General features: G+C 70.6%; 18 protein-coding genes and 1 pseudogene. 15 read left to right on the top strand and 4 right to left on the bottom strand.

The window, feature by feature from the left end:
* A pseudogene (locus tag AB8Z36_RS08105) lies at positions 1-427 on the top strand (amidohydrolase); the annotation flags it as partial.
* Here AB8Z36_RS08105 and AB8Z36_RS08100 read toward each other — a convergent pair.
* From AB8Z36_RS08100 to AB8Z36_RS08090, 3 genes are all read right to left on the bottom strand, one after another.
* Positions 407-1,429 carry a COX15/CtaA family protein gene (locus AB8Z36_RS08100; RefSeq protein WP_369212515.1) on the bottom strand — a complete coding sequence of 341 codons (1,023 nt, stop codon included), beginning with the start codon at positions 1,427-1,429 and terminating at the stop codon, positions 407-409. The pseudogene AB8Z36_RS08105 and the gene AB8Z36_RS08100 sit on opposite strands and share 21 nt — an antisense overlap.
* 92 nt (positions 1,430-1,521) lie before the next feature.
* The gene (locus tag AB8Z36_RS08095; protein ID WP_369212514.1) at positions 1,522-2,292 is read right to left on the bottom strand and encodes an ABC transporter permease; all 771 of its coding nucleotides are present in this window, start codon (positions 2,290-2,292) and stop codon (positions 1,522-1,524) included.
* On the bottom strand, positions 2,289-3,212 hold the full coding sequence (locus AB8Z36_RS08090; RefSeq protein ID WP_369212513.1) for an ABC transporter ATP-binding protein: 924 nt from the start codon (positions 3,210-3,212) through the stop codon (positions 2,289-2,291). The genes AB8Z36_RS08095 and AB8Z36_RS08090 overlap by 4 nt, the downstream gene beginning before the upstream one ends.
* A gap of 304 nt (positions 3,213-3,516) precedes the next feature.
* Here AB8Z36_RS08090 and AB8Z36_RS08085 point away from each other — a divergent pair, with 304 nt between their 5' ends.
* The 14 genes from AB8Z36_RS08085 (at position 3,517) to AB8Z36_RS08020 (ending at position 14,789) form a co-directional block, all read left to right on the top strand.
* Positions 3,517-4,257 (top strand): helix-turn-helix transcriptional regulator, encoded by a 741-nt coding sequence (locus tag AB8Z36_RS08085; RefSeq protein ID WP_369212512.1) that lies wholly within the window; start codon positions 3,517-3,519, stop codon positions 4,255-4,257.
* Positions 4,254-5,675 carry a Fe-S cluster assembly protein SufB gene (sufB, locus tag AB8Z36_RS08080; RefSeq protein WP_369212511.1) on the top strand — a complete coding sequence of 474 codons (1,422 nt, stop codon included), beginning with the start codon at positions 4,254-4,256 and terminating at the stop codon, positions 5,673-5,675. The genes AB8Z36_RS08085 and sufB overlap by 4 nt, the downstream gene beginning before the upstream one ends.
* Before the next feature lie 62 nt (positions 5,676-5,737).
* Positions 5,738-6,958 (top strand): Fe-S cluster assembly protein SufD, encoded by a 1,221-nt coding sequence (sufD, locus tag AB8Z36_RS08075; protein WP_369212510.1) that lies wholly within the window; start codon positions 5,738-5,740, stop codon positions 6,956-6,958.
* Positions 6,955-7,284, top strand: coding sequence for a bifunctional 3-phenylpropionate/cinnamic acid dioxygenase ferredoxin subunit (locus AB8Z36_RS08070; RefSeq protein WP_369212509.1), 330 nt, complete (start codon positions 6,955-6,957; stop codon positions 7,282-7,284). Before sufD ends, AB8Z36_RS08070 begins: the two co-directional genes overlap by 4 nt.
* A gap of 7 nt (positions 7,285-7,291) precedes the next feature.
* Positions 7,292-8,056: a Fe-S cluster assembly ATPase SufC gene (sufC, locus tag AB8Z36_RS08065; protein ID WP_055566802.1), complete on the top strand. Its 765-nt coding sequence runs from the start codon at positions 7,292-7,294 to the stop codon at positions 8,054-8,056.
* Positions 8,053-9,309 carry a cysteine desulfurase gene (locus AB8Z36_RS08060; RefSeq protein WP_369212508.1) on the top strand — a complete coding sequence of 419 codons (1,257 nt, stop codon included), beginning with the start codon at positions 8,053-8,055 and terminating at the stop codon, positions 9,307-9,309. The genes sufC and AB8Z36_RS08060 overlap by 4 nt, the downstream gene beginning before the upstream one ends.
* A gap of 16 nt (positions 9,310-9,325) precedes the next feature.
* A complete protein-coding gene (sufU, locus tag AB8Z36_RS08055) occupies positions 9,326-9,799 on the top strand; it encodes a Fe-S cluster assembly sulfur transfer protein SufU (RefSeq protein WP_369212507.1) in 474 nt (157 codons plus the stop codon).
* The gene (locus AB8Z36_RS08050) at positions 9,796-10,134 is read left to right on the top strand and encodes a metal-sulfur cluster assembly factor (RefSeq protein ID WP_030358830.1); all 339 of its coding nucleotides are present in this window, start codon (positions 9,796-9,798) and stop codon (positions 10,132-10,134) included. Before sufU ends, AB8Z36_RS08050 begins: the two co-directional genes overlap by 4 nt.
* Before the next feature lie 122 nt (positions 10,135-10,256).
* On the top strand, positions 10,257-10,577 hold the full coding sequence (locus AB8Z36_RS08045; protein WP_369212506.1) for a DMT family transporter: 321 nt from the start codon (positions 10,257-10,259) through the stop codon (positions 10,575-10,577).
* On the top strand, positions 10,577-11,194 hold the full coding sequence (locus AB8Z36_RS08040; protein ID WP_369212505.1) for a TetR/AcrR family transcriptional regulator: 618 nt from the start codon (positions 10,577-10,579) through the stop codon (positions 11,192-11,194). The genes AB8Z36_RS08045 and AB8Z36_RS08040 overlap by 1 nt, the downstream gene beginning before the upstream one ends.
* Positions 11,195-11,203: 9 nt before the next feature.
* Entirely contained in the window at positions 11,204-12,193 is a 990-nt protein-coding gene (dapD, locus tag AB8Z36_RS08035) for a 2,3,4,5-tetrahydropyridine-2,6-dicarboxylate N-succinyltransferase (protein WP_369212504.1), read from the top strand.
* A gap of 64 nt (positions 12,194-12,257) precedes the next feature.
* Positions 12,258-12,869 carry a hypothetical protein gene (locus AB8Z36_RS08030; RefSeq protein WP_369212503.1) on the top strand — a complete coding sequence of 204 codons (612 nt, stop codon included), beginning with the start codon at positions 12,258-12,260 and terminating at the stop codon, positions 12,867-12,869.
* A 154-nt stretch (positions 12,870-13,023) separates the two neighbouring features.
* Entirely contained in the window at positions 13,024-13,560 is a 537-nt protein-coding gene (locus AB8Z36_RS08025; protein ID WP_369212502.1) for a SigE family RNA polymerase sigma factor, read from the top strand.
* A complete protein-coding gene (locus tag AB8Z36_RS08020; protein WP_369212501.1) occupies positions 13,557-14,789 on the top strand; it encodes a WD40 repeat domain-containing protein in 1,233 nt (410 codons plus the stop codon). The genes AB8Z36_RS08025 and AB8Z36_RS08020 overlap by 4 nt, the downstream gene beginning before the upstream one ends.
* On the opposite strand, the gene dapA is transcribed toward AB8Z36_RS08020, so the two are convergent.
* The coding region (gene dapA, locus AB8Z36_RS08015) for a 4-hydroxy-tetrahydrodipicolinate synthase (protein WP_369212500.1) at positions 14,729-15,638 on the bottom strand (910 nt) is incomplete at its 5' end. The genes AB8Z36_RS08020 and dapA overlap by 61 nt on opposite strands.

The following is a 15,638-nucleotide window of genomic DNA, read 5'->3' as shown; positions in this document are numbered from 1 at the left end:
GACGTACTTCGGGGACTTCGCGCGGGCCACCGCGGGCCTCGGCACCGACCTCGTCCTGCTGCACGGCTACCCCTACCACCGCAGCGCCGCGCACCTCGCCGCCGTCTTCCCGCACGTGTACGCGGACCTCGGCCCCGCCCTCGTACGCACCGGGGCGCGGGCGGCGGCCGTGCTCGCGGAGATCCTGGAACTCGCCCCCTTCGGCAAGCTGCTGTTCTCCAGCGGCGCGCACGGGCTTCCCGAGCTGCACGTGGTGGGGGCGCACCTGTTCCGGGAGGCGCTCGGCCGGGTGCTCGGCACCTGGGTCGCCGACGGGGCCTGGTCGCTCAGCGACGCGCAGCGGGTGGCGGGACTGCTCGCGGCGGGCAACGCCCGCCGCGTCTACGGACTGTCGGAAGGCAGCGGGTCAGACGGCCGAGAGCTGTGAGTCGTCCGCCTGGGCGGGCACGTCCGCCGTAGTGACGGGGCGCTCCCGCAGCGAGAGCAGCACCCGCATCACGAAGATCCAGACCAGGCAGGAGCCGAACATGTGCAGGCCGACCAGGAGCTCCGGCAGGTCCGTGAAGTACTGGACGTAGCCGATGGCGCCCTGGGCCAGCAGGATCAGGAACAGCTCGCGGGTGCGGGCCAGCGGCCCGGCGGGCGCGTCCACGGCCTTGAGGACGAACCAGAGGGCGAACGTCAGCGTCACCACGATCCAGGCGAGGACCGCGTGCAGCTTGGTCACGCCCTCCCAGTCCAGGCCGATCGGCGCCAGGTTCATCCGGGGCACGTCGCTGGAGTCGCCCGCGTGCGGTCCCGCGCCCGTCACGACCGTGCCCACCGCGATCAGCAGCCCCGACGCCGCGACCAGGAACCACACGAGCTGCGCCACGGCCTTGCCGACCAGCGGGCGCGCCTCGGCGTCGCCCTCACGGGTGCGCTGCCACATGGTGACGGCGACCGCGATCAGGGCGGAGGAGAGCAGGAAGTGCGCGGCCACGGTGTAGGGGTTCAGGCCGACGAGCACCACGATGCCGCCGAGCACGGCATTGCCCATGACCAGCCAGAACTGGGTCCAGCCGAGCCGGGTGAGACTGCGCCGCATCGGCTTCTGGGAGCGGGCCGCGATGATCGCCCAGCCGACGGCCGCGCAGAGCACGTACGTCAGCATGCGGTTGCCGAACTCGACGGCCCCGTGGAAGCCCATCTCGTGGGTGGCCGTCAGGGAGTCGTCCGTGCACTTGGGCCAGGTCGGGCAGCCGAGCCCCGAGCCGGTGAGACGGACGGCGCCGCCCGTCACCACGATCACGACCGTCATGGCGAGCGAGATGAAGGCCGCCCGCTGGACGGTCCGCTGAGTGGGAGTCCAGCGCTCGGCGATGTAGGCGAGCGGGTTCCGCGCGGCTTGAGCGACGTCGGCTCGGGTCACGTTTGGCACGAGCCCCATCGTAGGGGGCCGCTTGTGCACGGCTTCACGAGGGGGACGTATGCGGCGCATTTGTGACGGCGGTTACGCCGTTTCCGTGGCGCCGGGGACGCTTACTCCCAGCGGAAGAACCGCGCCGCCGCGCCGAGCCCGAGCACCGCCCACACCGCGAGGATGCCGAGGTCGCCCCAGGGCAGACCCGCACCGTGCTGGAGCACGTCGCGCAGACCGTCCGAGAGCGCCGAGACGGGCAGCAGCCCGAGGAGCGTCCGCGCCGCCTCCGGGAACTTGTCCAGCGGCACGATGACGCCGCCGCCGACGAGCAGCAGCAGGAAGACGAGGTTGGCGGCGGCCAGCGTGGCCTCGGCCCTGAGGGTGCCCGCCATCAGCAGGCCGAGCCCGGAGAAGGCGGCCGTGCCGAGCAGGAGGAGCAGCAGTACGGAGACGGGGCTGCCGTGCGGCGACCAGCCGAGCCCGAAGGCGATGACTGTGAGCAGCGCGATCTGGAGGACCTCGGTGACCAGGACGGACAGCGTCTTCGCGGCCATCAGGCCCCAGCGGGGCAGCGGGGACGCGCCGAGCCGCTTGAGCACTCCGTAGCGCCGCTCGAAGCCGGTCGCGATGGCCTGCCCGGTGAAGGCGGTGGACATCACGGCGAGGGCGAGGACGCCGGGCGCGAGGAAGTCCACGGCCTCGCCCTTGCCGGTGTCGACGATGTCGACGGCGCTGAAGAGTACGAGCAGCAGGGTGGGGATGACGACCGTGAGGAGGAGCTGCTCGCCGTTGCGCAGCAGCATCTTCGTCTCGAACGCCGCCTGGGCGGCGATCATGCGGGGGAGCGGGGCGGCGCCCGGCTTCGGCGTGTACGTACCTGCGGCGCTCATCCGCGGAGCTCCTTACCCGTGAGCTCCAGGAAGACGTCTTCCAGGGTGTGGCGTTCGACCGAGATGCGGTCCGGCATGACCCCGTGCTGGGCGCACCAGGAGGTGACCGTGGCGAGGAGCTGCGGGTCGACCGTGCCGCTGACGCGGTAGGCGCCCGGGGTCGGCTCCGCCGCCGTCGAGTCCGGCGGCAGGGCCTTGAGCAGCGAGGCGACGTCGAGTCCGGGGCGCCCGGTGAAGCGCAGGGTGTTCTCGGCGCCGCCGCGGCACAGCTCGTCGGGGCTGCCCTGGGCGATGACCTTGCCCGCGTCGATGATCGCGACGTCGTCGGAGAGCTCCTCGGCCTCGTCCATGTGGTGCGTGGTGAGGATGACGGAGACGCCGTCGCGGCGCAGCTCGCGGACGAGGTCCCAGGTGGCCCGGCGGGCCTGCGGGTCGAGGCCCGCGGTCGGCTCGTCGAGGAAGACCAGCTCGGGCCTGCCGACCACGGCCATCGCGAGGGCGAGGCGCTGCTGCTGGCCGCCGGAGAGCCGCCGGTAGCTGGTGCGCCCGCAGCTCCCGAGGCCGAGGCGCTCGATGAGCTCGCCGACGTGCAGTGGCTCGGCGTGCAGCTTGGCGACGTGGCGCAGCATCTCGTCCGCGCGGGCGCCGGAGTAGACGCCGCCCGACTGGAGCATCACGCCGATCCGGGGCCGCAGCGCGGCGGCCTCGCGGACCGGGTCGAGGCCGAGCACGCGGGCGGTGCCGGAGTCCGGCTGCCGGTAGCCCTCGCAGGTCTCGATCGTGGTGGTCTTGCCGGCGCCGTTGGGGCCGAGGACGGCGGTGATGCCCGCCCCGGCCGTCAGGTCCAGACCGTCGACTGCGGTCTTCGTTCCGTACCGCTTGACCAGATCCTTGATCCGGACGACGGGCTCGTTTCGCATGGTGAGCCAGTCTAGGGACGCCGTCGGGCCGCCGGGCGCGCGGGGCGGGGGCGCGCGGGTGTGCCCGTCCGGCCCAGTGCGCCCGCATTCTCCGCGAGGCCCGCGCGGACGCACAAATGCCCGGTGGGAGGGGGTGTGAGCATGGTGCGACAGGCCCCTCATGAGGCCTTCCGGGCCCCACCGGTTTGATCGATCAATGATCGTTTCCGCAGGTCAGCTTAGGTGAACCTAAGTGACGCAGCGCACCGGGCCGTGATCGCGGCGCGGGTTGTCAGGGTCTGAGGAATTACGCAACAATGGCGTTGTGAAAAACGTTGGCGAGGCTCCGCAGGAGGAACTCGCGACCGGTGAGCGTTCGACGCGCAACCGTGTCGCGCGCTCCATCCTGGACCACGGCCCCTCCACCGTCGCCGATCTCGCGAAGCGCCTCGGCCTCACCCAGGCCGCCGTCCGCAGGCACCTCGACGCCCTCGCCCATGAGAACGTCGTGGAGCCGCGCGACCAGCGCGTCTATGGCGCGCGGACCCGCGGCAGGCCCGCCAAGGTCTTCGCCCTGACCGACTGTGGACGCGACGCCTTCGACCAGTCGTACGACAAGCTGGCGGCGGACGCGCTCCGGTGGATCACCGAGCACCACGGCGAGGGAGCGGTCGTCGAGTTCGCCCGGGCGCGCATCGCCGCCCAGGCCGAGACGTACAGGCAGGCGGTCGAGGCCGCGCCCCCCGAGGCGCGGGCCGAGGCTCTGGCGAAGGCATTGACCGCCGACGGGTACGCTGCTACGGCGCGTAGCGCGCCGGTCGGCGAGCAGCTCTGCCAGCACCACTGCCCGGTCGCCCATGTCGCCGAGCAGTTCCCGCAGCTGTGCGAGGCCGAGACGGAGATGTTCTCCGCGCTTCTCGGCACGCATGTGCAGCGCCTTGCCACCATCGCCCACGGAGACGGCGTCTGCACGACGTTCATCCCGCGCAGCGGCGGCACCGCTCCCCAGCGAGCACAGACCACCAATTCAGCATCAGCAAGCACGGCCGGGAGGAACCCCGCATGACTCTCCCCACGGAGACTGCCCACCCCGAACTCGAGGGCCTGGGCAACTACGAGTACGGCTGGGCCGACTCCGACGCCGCCGGTGCCTCTGCCAAGCGCGGCATCAACGAGGACGTCGTCCGCGACATCTCCGCGAAGAAGAACGAGCCGGAGTGGATGACCAAGCTCCGCCTCAAGGGCCTGCGCCTCTTCGACAAGAAGCCCATGCCGAACTGGGGCTCGGACCTGTCGGGCATCGACTTCGACAACATCAAGTACTTCGTGCGCTCCACGGAGAAGCAGGCGGAGTCCTGGGAGGACCTGCCCGAGGACATCAAGAACACGTACGACAAGCTCGGCATCCCCGAGGCGGAGAAGCAGCGCCTCGTCGCCGGTGTCGCGGCGCAGTACGAGTCCGAGGTCGTCTACCACCAGATCCGTGAGGACCTGGAGGAGCAGGGCGTCATCTTCCTCGACACGGACACCGCGCTCAAGGAGCACCCGGAGCTCTTCAAGGAGTACTTCGGCACGGTCATCCCGGTCGGCGACAACAAGTTCGCCTCGCTGAACTCCGCCGTGTGGTCCGGCGGCTCGTTCATCTACGTCCCCAAGGGCGTGCACGTCGAGATCCCGCTCCAGGCCTACTTCCGCATCAACACGGAGAACATGGGCCAGTTCGAGCGGACGCTGATCATCGTCGACGAGGACGCCTACGTCCACTACGTCGAGGGCTGCACCGCGCCGATCTACAAGTCGGACTCGCTGCACTCCGCCGTCGTGGAGATCATCGTCAAGAAGGGCGGCCGCTGCCGCTACACGACGATCCAGAACTGGTCGAACAACGTCTACAACCTGGTCACCAAGCGCGCCGTGGCGTACGAGGGCGCGACCATGGAGTGGATCGACGGCAACATCGGCTCCAAGGTGACGATGAAGTACCCCGCCGTCTACCTCATGGGCGAGCACGCCAAGGGCGAGACGCTGTCCATCGCCTTCGCGGGCGAGGGCCAGCACCAGGACGCCGGTTCCAAGATGGTCCACATGGCGCCGAACACGTCCTCGAACATCGTCTCCAAGTCGGTGGCGCGCGGTGGCGGTCGTACGTCGTACCGCGGTCTCGTCGAGATCGGCGAGGGCGCCGCCGGATCGAAGTCGAACGTGCTCTGCGACGCGCTGCTCGTCGACACGATCTCGCGCTCGGACACCTACCCCTACGTCGACGTCCGCGAGGACGACGTCTCCATGGGACACGAGGCCACCGTCTCCAAGGTCTCCGACGACCAGCTCTTCTACCTGATGAGCCGCGGCATGACGGAGTTCGAGGCGATGGCGATGATCGTGCGCGGCTTCGTCGAGCCGATCGCCAAGGAGCTCCCCATGGAGTACGCCCTGGAGCTCAACCGGCTGATCGAGCTGCAGATGGAGGGTTCGGTCGGTTAAGACCGGACACCGTCCCCGCAGCGAGCAGACTTCTTACGCAGAGAGAGAGCACGACGACAGCCATGGCTGAGGCTCAGAACTCCCCCAAGCCCTCGACTTCGCTCGGCCAGGGGGCACCCCCATCGGTCGGGTCGACGACCGCCGGGTCCATCGCGGTGGCCGCCGAGTCCACCGTCGCCACCCGCATGAGCGCGCCCCCGTCCTACGACGTGGACAGCTTCCCGGTGCCGCACGGCCGCGAGGAGGAGTGGCGGTTCACGCCGCTGGAGCGCCTGCGGGGCCTGCACGACGGCAGCGCGGTCGCCGACGGCGGCATCCGCGTCGAGGTGAGCGCCCCCGAGGGCGTCACCCAGGAGACCGTCGGCCGGGACGACGCGCGCGTCGGCAAGGCGGGCAAGCCCGTCGACCGCATCGCCGCCCAGGCCTACAGCTCCTTCGAGAAGGCCTCGGTCGTGACCGTCCCCAAGGAGACGGTGCTCACCGAGCCCATCCGGATCGCCGTGCACGGCGAGGGCGGCACCGCCTTCGCCCACCAGGTCATCGAGCTCGGCGCGTTCGCCGAGGCGCTGGTCGTCATCGACCACACCGGTGACGCCGTGCTCGCCGCCAACGTCGACTTCATCGTCGGCGACGGCGCCAAGCTGACCGTCGTCTCCGTCCAGGACTGGGACGACACCGCGGTGCACGTCGCCCAGCACAACGCGCTGGTCGGCCGTGACGCCTCCTTCAAGTCCGTGGTCGTCACCTTCGGCGGCGACCTGGTCCGCCTGCACCCGCGCGTGAACTACGCGGGCACCGGCGGCGAGGCCGAGCTCTTCGGCCTGTACGTGACGGACGCGGGCCAGCACCAGGAGCACCGCCTCCTGGTCGACCACAACACCCCGCACTGCAAGTCCAACGTCGTCTACAAGGGCGCGCTCCAGGGCGACGAGGCGCACGCGGTGTGGATCGGCGACGTGCTCATCGAGGCCGCCGCCGAGGGCACGGACACCTACGAGATGAACCGCAACCTGGTTCTGACCGACGGCGCCCGCGTCGACTCGGTGCCGAACCTGGAGATCGAGACCGGCGAGATCGTCGGCGCCGGCCACGCCTCGGCGACCGGCCGCTTCGACGACGAGCAGCTCTTCTACCTCCAGTCGCGCGGCATCCCGGAGGAGGAGGCCCGCCGTCTGGTCGTGCGCGGCTTCTTCGCCGAGCTGGTCCAGCAGATCGGCCTGCCGGACGTCGAGGAGCGCCTCATCGCCAAGATCGAAGAGGAGCTGGAGGCGACGGTCGCATGACCTTCGTACGCGCCTGTGGGCTGAGCGAGCTGGCCGAGGACACCCCGAAGCGGGTGGACCTCGACGGCACGCCGGTCTCGGTCGTCCACACCGAGGGCGAGGTGTTCGCGATCAACGACATCTGCTCGCACGCCAACGTCTCCCTCTCCGAGGGCGAGGTGGAGGACTGCCAGATCGAGTGCTGGCTGCATGGCTCCGCGTTCGACCTCCGCACCGGCAAGCCGTCCGGCCTCCCCGCGACGCGCCCTGTCCCCGTATACCCCGTAAAGATCGAAGGGGGCGATGTACTCGTTGACGTACATGCCTCCCTTCCCCAGGAGTCCTGAGGCACCCATGGCAACGCTTGAAATCAAGGACCTGCACGTCACCGTCGAGGCCGACAACGCCACGAAGGAGATCCTCAAGGGCGTCGACCTGACCGTGAAGCAGGGCGAGACCCACGCCATCATGGGCCCGAACGGCTCCGGCAAGTCGACGCTCGCCTACTCGGTCGCGGGTCACCCCAAGTACACGATCACCCAGGGCAGCGTGACCCTCGACGGCGAGGACGTCCTGGAGATGTCCGTCGACGAGCGCGCCCGCGCCGGCATGTTCCTCGCCATGCAGTACCCGGTCGAGGTCCCCGGCGTCTCGGTCTCCAACTTCCTGCGCACGTCGGCGACGGCGATCCGCGGCGAGGCCCCCAAGCTGCGCACCTGGGTGAAGGAGGTCAAGTCCGCCATGGAGCAGCTCCAGATGGACCCGGCCTTCGCCGAGCGCAACGTGAACGAGGGCTTCTCCGGCGGTGAGAAGAAGCGCCACGAGATCCTCCAGATGGAGCTCCTCAAGCCGAAGATCGCGATCCTCGACGAGACGGACTCCGGCCTGGACGTCGACGCCCTGCGCCAGGTCTCGGACGGCGTCAACCGCGTCCGCGAGACCGGTGAGGTCGGCACCCTGCTGATCACGCACTACACGCGCATCCTGCGCTACATCAAGCCCGACTTCGTGCACGTCTTCGCGAACGGCCGCATCGCCGAGTCCGGCGGCGCCGAGCTCGCCGACAAGCTGGAGGCCGAGGGCTACGAGGCTTACACGAAGGGTGGCGCATCCGCGTGACACAGCTGCCGGGCCTCCTCGACACCGAGGCGATCCGCAAGGACTTCCCGATCCTGGATCGCACGATCCACGACGGCAAGAAGCTCGTGTACCTGGACAACGCGGCGACCTCGCAGACGCCGCGCCAGGTCCTCGACGTGCTGAACGAGTACTACGAGCAGCACAACGCCAACGTTCACCGCGGCGTGCACGTCCTCGCCGAGGAGGCCACGGCGCTGTACGAGGGCGCCCGTGACAAGGTCGCCGCGTTCATCAACGCGCCCAGCCGCGACGAGGTCATCTTCACCAAGAACGCCTCGGAGTCGCTGAACCTCGTGGCCAACATGCTGGGCTGGGCCGACGAGCCCTACCGCGTGGATCACGAGACCGAGATCGTCATCACGGAGATGGAGCACCACTCCAACATCGTGCCGTGGCAGCTGCTCTCGCAGCGCACGGGCGCGAAGCTGAAGTGGTTCGGCCTCACCGACGACGGCCGCCTCGACCTGTCCGACATCGAGGAGGTCATCACGGAGAAGACGAAGATCGTCTCCTTCGTGCTCGTCTCCAACATCCTGGGCACGCACAACCCGGTCGAGGCCATCGTGCGCCGCGCCCAGGAGGTCGGCGCGCTCGTCCTGATCGACGCCTCCCAGGCCGCGCCGCACATGCCGCTGGACGTGCAGGCGCTCCAGGCCGACTTCGTGGCCTTCACCGGCCACAAGATGTGCGGTCCGACCGGCATCGGCGTCCTGTGGGGACGGCAGGAGCTCCTGGAGGACCTCCCGCCCTTCCTCGGCGGCGGCGAGATGATCGAGACCGTGTCGATGAACTCGTCGACGTACGCGCCCGCGCCGCACAAGTTCGAGGCGGGCACCCCGCCGGTCTCCCAGGCCGTGGGCCTGGGCGCCGCCGTGGACTATCTGTCGGCCATCGGCATGGACAAGATCGCCGCGCATGAGCAGGCGATCACGGAGTACGCGGTCAAGCGCCTCCTTGAGGTCCCCGACCTGCGGATCATCGGTCCGACGACGGCGGAGGAGCGCGGCGCCGCGATCTCCTTCACGCTCGGCGACATCCACCCGCACGACGTGGGCCAGGTGCTCGACGAGGAGGGCATCGCGGTGCGCGTGGGCCACCACTGCGCGCGCCCCGTCTGCCTGCGGTACGGAATTCCTGCGACCACGCGAGCGTCGTTCTATCTGTACTCCACGCCCGGCGAGATCGACGCGCTCGTCGACGGCCTGGAGCACGTACGGAACTTCTTCGGCTGAGGGGCTGACCGGGAACGTGAAGCTGGATTCGATGTACCAGGAAGTCATCCTGGACCACTACAAGCACCCCCACGGGCGTGGTCTGCGCGATGGCGACGCCGAGGTGCACCACGTCAATCCGACCTGCGGTGACGAGATCACCCTGCGCGTGAAGTACGACGGATCGACGATCGCCGACGTGTCGTACGAAGGGCAGGGCTGCTCCATCAGCCAGGCCAGCGCATCCGTCCTGAACGACCTCCTGGTCGGCAAGGAGCTGGCCGAGGCGCAGAAGATCCAGGCCGTGTTCCTGGAGCTGATGCAGTCCAAGGGCAAGCTGGAGCCGGACGACGCGATGGAGGAGGTCCTGGAGGACGCCGTCGCGTTCGCCGGGGTCTCGAAGTACCCGGCCCGAGTGAAGTGCGCCCTGCTGAGCTGGATGGCATGGAAGGACGCGACCGCCCAGGCCCTGGGCGAGACCGACGGGGCCGCTGAAAGGAAGACGGCATGAGCGAGAACGAGACACTCACGACGAAGCCCGCTTCGGAGGAAGAGGTCCGCGAGGCGCTGTACGACGTCGTCGACCCCGAGCTGGGCATCGACGTCGTCAACCTGGGCCTGATCTACGGCGTGCACATCGACGACGCGAACATCGCGACGATCGACATGACGCTGACCTCGGCGGCCTGCCCGCTGACGGACGTCATCGAGGACCAGGCGAAGTCCGCCACCGAGGGCATCGTGAACGAGCTCCGGATCAACTGGGTCTGGATGCCGCCGTGGGGCCCGGACAAGATCACGGACGACGGCCGCGAGCAGCTTCGGGCGCTCGGCTTCAACGTCTGAGCACCTGACTTCAGGGCGCTCGGGGCGGCTCGTCCGCCGCAGCAGGGCCTCCGCGCCGTCGTGACGGCACGGAGGCCCTGCTGTGCGTACGCCCGTACGCAACGATATGTACACTCGTACGCATGGGATACGCACTGCTGGCCGCGGCGATCGCGGCGGAGGTGGCCGGGACCACCGCCATGAAGTACAGCGAGGGGTTCAGCAGGCTGTGGCCGTCACTGATCACGGTGGCCGGGTATCTGCTGGCGTTCACCCTGCTCGCGCAGACCCTGAAGACGCTCTCGGTCGGCACGGCGTACGCGATCTGGGCGGGCATCGGCACGGCCGCCGTCGCCGCGATCGGCATGCTGTTCCTGGGGGAGAGCACCAGCCCGGTCAAGGTCGCGGGCATCGCGCTCGTGATCGTCGGCGTCGTCGTGCTCAACCTCGGGGGTTCGCACTGATGCCGCGCCGCTACGACCCCGAGCGGCGGCAGCGGATCATCGACGCCGCGATCAGGGTGGCGGGCGCGAAGGGGATCGGCGGGCTCAGCCACCGTTCGGTGGCGGCGGAGGCGGACGTGCCGCTGGGCTCCACGACGTACCACTTCAAGACGCTGGACGAACTGCTCGTCGCCGCCCTGCGCCAGGCCAACGAGGGCTTCGCCAAGGCGGTCGCCGCGAGCGGCGCCTTCGAGGACCCCCGGGCCGACCTCGCCTCCGAACTCGCCGCCCTGCTCGGCCAGTGGCTCGCGGGGGAGCGGGCGGGTGTGGAGCTGGAGTACGAGCTGTATCTCGCCGCCCTGCGCAGGCCCGCGCTGCGGCCGGTCGCGGCCGAGTGGTGCCAGGGCATCGGCGACGAGCTCGCCGGGCGCGTCGACCCGGTGACCGTGCGGGCGCTGGTCGCCCTGATGGACGGGATCTGCCTCCAGGTGCTTCTGACGGACACGCCGTACGACGAGGCGTTCACGGCCGAGATGCTGAACCGGCTGCTGGCGCCGGGCGGCCGAACCGGCCCCCGGGAAGCGGCGTGCGGCCCGGACCGTGAGACCGGTTCGCCCGCGCGCCACCGCTCCGGTTAGGTTTCACCCATGACCGATACGACTGCTACTCGCACCACCGGCGCCGTCGCCGCAGGCCTTGCCACCGTCACCGCCGACGGCACCGTCCTCGACACCTGGTTCCCCGCGCCCGAGCTCGTCGCCGAGGCCGGTCCCGCGGGCTCCGAGCGGCTGACCGCCGAGCGCGCCGTGGAGCTGCTCGGCGACGGCGCCGCCAGGGCCATCGGCCCGGACGCCCGCCGCGGCGTGGAGATCATCGCCGTACGTACGGTCATCGCGTCCCTGGACGACAAGCCGCTGGACGCCCACGACGTCTACCTCCGCCTGCACCTGCTCAGCCACCGCCTGGTCAGGCCGCACGGCGTGAACCTCGACGGACAGTTCGGCTTCCTCGCCAACGTCGCCTGGACCTCGCTCGGCCCGGTCGCCGTGGACGACGTCGAGAAGGTGCGGCTCAACGCCCGCGCCGAGGGCCTGCACCTCCAGGTCACCTCCGTCGACAAGTTCCCCCGCATGACGGACTACGTCGCGCCGAAGGGCGTCCGCATCGCCGACGCCGACCGCGTCCGGCTCGGCGCCCACCTCGCCGAGGGCACCACGGTCATGCACGAGGGCTTCGTGAACTTCAACGCCGGCACCCTCGGCACCTCGATGGTCGAGGGCCGCATCTCCGCGGGCGTCGTCGTCGGCGACGGCTCCGACATCGGCGGCGGCGCCTCCACCATGGGCACGCTCTCCGGCGGCGGCAACGTCCGCATCGTCATCGGCGAGCGCTGCCTCGTCGGCGCCGAGGCGGGCGTCGGCATCGCGCTCGGCGACGAGTGCGTCGTCGAGGCCGGTCTGTACGTCACCGCGGGCACCCGCGTGACCATGCCCGACGGCCAGATCGTCAAGGCCCGCGAGCTCTCCGGCGCCTCGAACATCCTCTTCCGCCGCAACTCGGTCACGGGCACCGTCGAGGCCCGCCCGAACAACGCGGTCTGGGGCGGCCTCAACGAGATCCTGCACAGCCACAACTGACGTACCGCGTATCCCTGTCGTCCCGCGCGGCTGCGTATGCTGCGCGGGACGACAGGAGAGTGGCATGCGCGGAACGGGGACCAGGGCCGTCGCCCTGGGCGTGGTCGCGGTGATCGGCCTGGTGGCCGGGTGCGGCGAGAGTGCGGGGCAGGACGGGGGCACCGGCCGCAAGGCGGCCCAGAGCATGAGCGGGGCCGCCGCCACGGGTGGCCACAGCTATCCGCTGCAGAAGAGCGACATCCCCTGGAGCGGCAGCCCCAGCCCCTTCGAGGCGCAGCTCAAGCTGGCCGACGGCCGCCGCGTCGCCCTGCACTATCTGCGGCACAAGGGCCTGTACGTCCAGGACTACAGCCCGTCGGCCAGGGGCTGGTCCAAGCCCGCCGTGGTCCACAGGACCAGGACCGACGCCTGCCAGGGCATCACGCTCAAGGCCAAGGACGGCACCGTCGCGGCCTTCGGGGACTTCGGTGTGTACTGCGCGGACGGCGAGCCGCCGACCGAGTCGGTCGCGGCCGTGGCCACCGGACCGCTGACCAGGTGGCAGAAGCACCTCACCAAGGACTTCGACGGCTGGGAGAAGATCGCGATCGCCTCCGGCGGCAGACAGGTCACCTTCAGCGGCGGTGGCGAGACGCTGCGCTGGACCAAGGCGGCGGGGTTCCCCGCGGCCCGCTGAACCGCGCTCGACCGACGTGGACGGCCACCCTGCGGGGTGGCCGTTTTCTCTGTCCGGCCTTTTTCCGGCAGGAGGCATAGCAGGGGGGTCCCGGACCCGTCCTCACCGATGCGGGAGGGCAACGGGCCCACCGGAAGGCGAAGCGAAGGTGACGATGGATGCCGCAGAGCAGGACAGCTTTCGGGAATTCGTGGCGACCAGATCGTCGGCGCTGCTGAGGACGGCCGTGCTGCTCAGCGGGGGCGACCGGCACGCGGCGGAGGATCTGCTCCAGAACGCGCTGGTCAAGGCCGCGGGCCGGTGGCGGCGCATCGACGAGCCCGAGGCGTACGTACGGCGCGTCCTGTACCGGCAGCAGGTCAGCCGATGGCGGCTGAAGTGGCCGCGGCGCGAACTGGCCGTCGCCGAACTGCCGGAGAGCGCGTCGGCCGAGGACGGCACGTCCGCCGCCGAATTGCGGATCGTGCTGCGCGGGGCGCTCGCCAAGCTGACCACACGCCAGCGGACCGTGCTCGTGCTGCGCTACTTCGAGGACCTGCCGGAGGCGGAGGTCGCGGAGCTGCTCGGCTGCTCCGTCGGCACCGTGCGCAGCACCACGCACCGCTCCCTCGCCCGGCTCCGCGCCCTCGCCCCGGAACTGGCGCGGCCCGACAGGCCGGCGTCCCGCGACTTCTCCCCCCTGGAGGTATGACCGTGAACGTGGAAGAGCTGGTGCGCGAGTCGCTGCGGGAGCAGGCGGACCGCAGCGGACCCGTGCCCGGGAACTTCGCCGACCGGGTGCTCGCCGTCCGGCGGCGCCGCAGGAACCGTACGATCGCGGGCGCCTCGCTCGCCCTCGCGGCGGCGACGGCCGTGGCGGTGGCGGTACCGGTCCTCGACAGCGGCTCGGGGAAGCAGGAGACGCGGACCGCGAGCGAGCTGCGGAGCGACGACGTCGTCGCGCACCCCGGCCAGACCCCGCCGCGGGAGCTGATCGCGGCCGGTGACACGGCGCTCGCCGCCTACAGCACGTTCAAGCGGGTCCCGCAGGGCAAGGGCGTCGAGATCAACACCCGTACCTACCGGCTGCTCGACCAGCGCACGGGCACCTACAAGAAGGACACCCGGTGGTCCTACCTGGACATCGCCCCCGGCATGCGCACGGCGGCGGTCCTCGAACCCGAGCTGCCCGCCCGGCGGATCGGCCTGCTCGACATGGTCACCGGCAAGGTCGAACGGTGGATCAAGACGCCGCGCGGGGTCGGCGGCGTCGAGTTCTCGCCGGACGGCGGGAAGCTGGTCGCGACGACGTACGCGGAGAACCCGGACCGGTTCGACATGCAGCATCCGGTCTCCGACGGCAAGAAAACCAGTCCGGGACCGGCCACGCCGAGCCGCACCGGTTTCTACGTCGTCGACGTGGCGTCCGGCGAATCCGGCTGGAACAAGGTCGCCACGAAGGTCGTCGAGCTCGGCCCGGCGAGCATCAACACCCGCCAGGACTTCGCCTTCAGCCATGACGGCCGCCTCGTCTACTCGGGCCTCACCTCGGCGCCCCACCAGCAGTACTACGACCTCGCGGGGCACAAGAGGAGCAAGCCGGTGAAGGAGAGGCACCTGCACTGGTTCGACGAGGCCTGGCTCTCGCCGAGCGGCAGGCTCGCCGCCGGTGGCTTCGCCGGGGGAGCGAGGACCACGGCCTCCGAGGTCATCGACCCCCTCACCGGCAAGCGCGTGGCCAAGATCCCCGGCCAGCAGCTCCTCGCCTGGGCCGACGACAGAAGGCTGATCGCCTGGGACATCGCGCGGGGCTCGAACGAGTACCGGCAGCGGCTCGTCCTCGTCACCATCGGCAGTAAGAAGACCGTCCCGCTCAGCGGCTACCGCACCTCGGACTTCGACTCCGGCGGGCGCTGGCACCCGGTCTTCGCCGCCCGGTAGGCCGCGAGGAGTTCCCCGGTCACCTCGCGGGACGCGGGCAGCAGCGGGGGCCGCACCGGGCCCGCGGGGAGGCCGACCTCGGTGAGCAGGGCCTTCGCGGTGACCGTGCCGGGGAGGCCCGCCGCCGTCAGCAGCCCGATGAGCGGGGTGGCCGCGAGCTGGCCCCGGCGCGCGCCCGCCGTGTCGCCCGCGTCGAACGCGTCGAAGACCGCGCGGATCCGGGCGGGGATCGCGTTGGCGGCCGTGCTGACACAGCCCGCGCCGCCCACCGCGTACAGCGCGAGGCCGTACTCGTCGCAGCCCGCGTAGTAGGCGAGGTCCGTCCTGGCGATGACCTGCTGGCTGCCGAGGATGTCGTACGCGCAGTCCTTCACGCCGACGATCCGGGGGTGGTCCGCGAGACGAAGGACCGTCTCCGGCTCGATACGGGTGCCCGTGCGGCCGGGGATGTCGTAGAGCAGGGCCGGGAGTCCGCAGGCGTCGGCGACCGTGCGGAAGTGCGACTCCACGGCGTCCTGCGGGGGCTTGCTGTAGTACGGCGTGACGACCAGCAGGCCGTGCGCGCCCGCCTTCTCGGCCGCCAGCGCCTCCGCCACGGTCCGCCGGGTGTCGTTGCTCCCGACGCCCGCGACGATCCGGGCCCGGTCGCCGACGGCCTCGGTCACGGCGTGGATGAGGGCGGACTTCTCGGCGGCGGTCGTGGTCGGCGCCTCACCGGTCGTGCCGGACAGGACGAGCCCCTCGCAGCCCTCGGCCACGAGGTGCCGGGCCAGCCGCTGGGCGCCTTCGAGGTCGAGGGCGCCCGCATCCGTGAAGGGCGTGACCATCGCGCACAGGACGCGGCCGAAG

Source organism: Streptomyces flavofungini (assembly GCF_041028215.1).
In the GTDB taxonomy this organism is placed as follows: domain Bacteria; phylum Actinomycetota; class Actinomycetes; order Streptomycetales; family Streptomycetaceae; genus Streptomyces; species Streptomyces flavofungini_B.
Note: the sequence above shows the minus strand (reverse complement) of the source record. Positions and strands in the feature narration are given on the sequence as shown.